The organism is Brevundimonas guildfordensis, from assembly GCF_014836405.1.
GTDB lineage: Bacteria > Pseudomonadota > Alphaproteobacteria > Caulobacterales > Caulobacteraceae > Brevundimonas > Brevundimonas guildfordensis.
Genome location: NZ_JACSQU010000005.1, coordinates 2,501 through 5,875, shown reverse-complemented (window position 1 = coordinate 5,875; position 3,375 = coordinate 2,501). Strand labels below are relative to the sequence as shown.

The 3,375-nt window shown below is 53.8% G+C and carries 2 tRNA genes and 2 rRNA genes (1 of these 4 running past the window's edge); all 4 read right to left on the bottom strand.

Annotated elements, in window-relative coordinates:
* Nucleotides 1–5: 5 nt before the first annotated feature.
* Nucleotides 6–82: transfer RNA gene (locus H9656_RS13920), tRNA-Met, on the bottom strand.
* A gap of 59 nt (nucleotides 83–141) precedes the next feature.
* Nucleotides 142–256: ribosomal RNA gene (rrf, locus tag H9656_RS13915) — 5S ribosomal RNA — on the bottom strand.
* Nucleotides 257–338: 82 nt separating this feature from the next.
* Nucleotides 339–3,119 (bottom strand): 23S ribosomal RNA (locus H9656_RS13910).
* Nucleotides 3,120–3,359: 240 nt separating this feature from the next.
* Nucleotides 3,360–3,375 (bottom strand) — tRNA-Ala (locus H9656_RS13905); it runs 60 nt beyond the window's last position.

The following is a 3,375-nucleotide window of genomic DNA, read 5'->3' as shown; positions in this document are numbered from 1 at the left end:
AGGCTTGGGTGCGGGAGTAGGATTTGAACCTACGACCTTCAGGTTATGAGCCTGACGAGCTACCGGGCTGCTCCATCCCGCGGCAAGGCGGTGAGTAAAGGAAGAAGGGTTCGAGACATTTCAAGCGTGTGTGTCGGGTAGACCCGGCGGCGACCTACTCTCCCGCGCCTTAAGACGAAGTACCATCGGCTCTGGAGGGCTTAACGACCGAGTTCGGAATGGGATCGGGTGGGGAACCTCCGACAGAGCCACCAGGTCAACCCGACACACACGAATGAAATGAGAAGATATCGTCTTTTGATTTCGGCAAGTAAAAACCGAATGAGTTTTGCTGAGAAACGATCAAGCCGATCGGATTATTAGTACCAGTAAGCTTCACACGTCACCGCGCTTCCACACCTGGCCTATCAACGTGGTAGTCTTCCACGATCCTCAGCGAAGCCTTGTTTTGAGGTTAGTTTCCCGCTTAGATGCTTTCAGCGGTTATCTATTCCATACTTAGCTACCCTGCTGCGCGGCTGGCGCCACGACAGGTCCACCAGAGGTATGTCCATCCCGGTCCTCTCGTACTAGGGACAGATCCTCTCAAGCTTCGAACACCCACGGCAGATAGGGACCAAACTGTCTCACGACGTTCTGAACCCAGCTCACGTACCACTTTAAACGGCGAACAGCCGTACCCTTGGGACCTGCTCCAGCCCCAGGATGTGATGAGCCGACATCGAGGTGCCAAACTTTGCCGTCGATATGGACTCTTGGGCAAAATCAGCCTGTTATCCCTAGAGTACCTTTTATCCGTTGAGCGATGGCCCTTCCACGCGGGACCACCGGATCACTATGGCCGACTTTCGTCTCTGCTCGACTTGTCAGTCTCGCAGTCAGGCTAGCTTATGCCATTGCACTCGACGACCGATTTCCGACCGGTCTGAGCTAACCATCGCGCGCCTCCGTTACACTTTGGGAGGCGACCGCCCCAGTCAAACTACCCACCACGCCATGTCCCGGGACCGGATAACGGCCCTCGGTTAGACGTCAACGACAGTAAGGGTGGTATTTCAAGGATGGCTCCACCAGAGCTGGCGCCCCGGCTTCATAGCCTCCCACCTATCCTACACATACGGTCGCTAACGCCAAGGCGAAGCTATAGTAAAGGTTCATAGGGTCTTTCCGTCTGACCGCGGGAACCCCGCATCTTCACGGGGAATTCAATTTCACTGAGCCTGTGCTGGAGACAGTGGGGAAGTCGTTACGCCATTCGTGCAGGTCGGAACTTACCCGACAAGGAATTTCGCTACCTTAGGACCGTTATAGTTACGGCCGCCGTTTACCTGGGCTTCAGTTCGGAGCTTTCACTCCTCCCTTTAACCTTCAGGCACCGGGCAGGCGTCAGACCCTATACGTCGCATTGATGCTTCGCAGAGCCCTATGTTTTTGCTAAACAGTCGCTACCCCCTGGCTTGTGCCACTCATTCCTGGTTGCCCAGGGTGAGTCACGCTTATTCCGAAGTTACGCGTGCAATTTGCCGAGTTCCTTCAGCACAGTTCTCTCAAGCGCCTTGGTATACTCTACCTGACCACCTGTGTCGGTTTCGGGTACGGTCTCTGCTGGAGTTATTTCCAGGGACGACGCCACCGCCGGGAACAATCCAATAAGCCCCGACGACTTATGCCATCCGTCACTTCCAGCTGGTGCAGGAATATTTACCTGCTTCCCATCGACTACGCTTTTCAGCCTCGCCTTAGGGGCCGACTAACCCTGCGCAGATTAGCTTTACGCAGGAACCCTTGGTCTTTCGGCGACAGTGTTTCTCACACTGTTTATCGTTACTCATGTCAGCATTCTCACTTCCGATACCTCCAGCCAACCTCACGGTTGACCTTCACAGGCTTACGGAACGCTCCGCTACCGCTTGCAGTAAACTGCAAACCCATATCTTCGGCGCATGGCTTTAGCCCCGTTACATTTTCCGCGCAGGATCGCTTGATCAGTGAGCTGTTACGCTTTCTTTAAAGGATGGCTGCTTCTAAGCCAACCTCCTGATTGTCAAAGCAATCCCACATCGTTTCCCACTTAGCCATGACTTGGGGGCCTTAGATGATGGTTAGGGTTGTTTCCCTTTTCACGACGGACGTTAGCACCCGCCGTGTGTCTGCCCGATAGTACTCTTGGGTATTCGGAGTTTGGTTAGTATTGGTACCGCTCGCGCAGCCCGCAACCATCCAGTGCTCTACCCCCCAAGGTATTCGTCGGACGCTCTACCTAAATAGATTTCGCGGAGAACCAGCTATGTCCAGGTTTGATTGGCCTTTCACCCCTATCCACAAGTCATCCCAGAATTTTTCAACATTCACGGGTTCGGACCTCCAGTAAGTGTTACCTTACCTTCATCCTGCTCATGGATAGATCACCTGGTTTCGGGTCGTCATACGTCGAACTTAGCGCCCTATTCAGACTCGCTTTCGCTGCGCCTACACCTAACGGCTTAAGCTTGCTCGACATATGAAGTCGCTGACCCATTATACAAAAGGTACGCCGTCACCGCGCTTGGCGGCTCCGACTGCTTGTAGGCTTCCGATTTCAGGATCTGTTTCACTCCCCTTGTCGGGGTGCTTTTCACCTTTCCCTCACGGTACTTGTTCACTATCGGTCGTAGAGGAGTACTTAGGCTTGGAGGGTGGTCCCCCCATGTTCAGACAGGATTTCACGTGTCCCGCCCTACTCGAGTCTCTTGCTGTTTGACGTCTACGGGGCTGTCACCCGCTATGGCCAAGCTTTCCAGCTTGTTCGACTTTATTTCACAAGAGCACTGGCCTGGTCCCGGTTCGCTCGCCACTACTACGGGAGTCTCGGTTGATGTCCTTTCCTCCGGGTACTGAGATGTTTCAGTTCCCCGGGTTCGCTCAATGAACCCTATGTATTCAGGTCATTGTACCTTTTAGCGATCATCCAATCGCTGCTCCGAAAAGCAGAGTTGGAAGACCGCAAAGGTGGGTTTCCCCATTCGGAAATAGCCGGATCAAAGGGTGCTAGCGCCTCCCCGGCTCTTATCGCAGCTTGCCACGTCCTTCATCGCCTCTCTACGCCAAGGCATCCGTCAGAAGCCCTTCAACGCTTGATCGTTTCTCAGCAAAACTCATACATGGGCTGCTCCGGGGGATGGAAAGAGGTATCCGCCGGACCCACGTCTGATTTTTACTTTGCCAGACGATATCTTCTCGAACCTGACCTGAAAGCTTATGAGGAGCCGGTCAAATTCTTCCTTTACAATGTCAATGCAGCCAATCATGCGACTGGATGCAAACTTGTCTGATCGCGAGGTGCTCAAGCAGCCCGCAGGGCGGTAGCACACTTGAAAACCTGGTGGAGCCTAACGG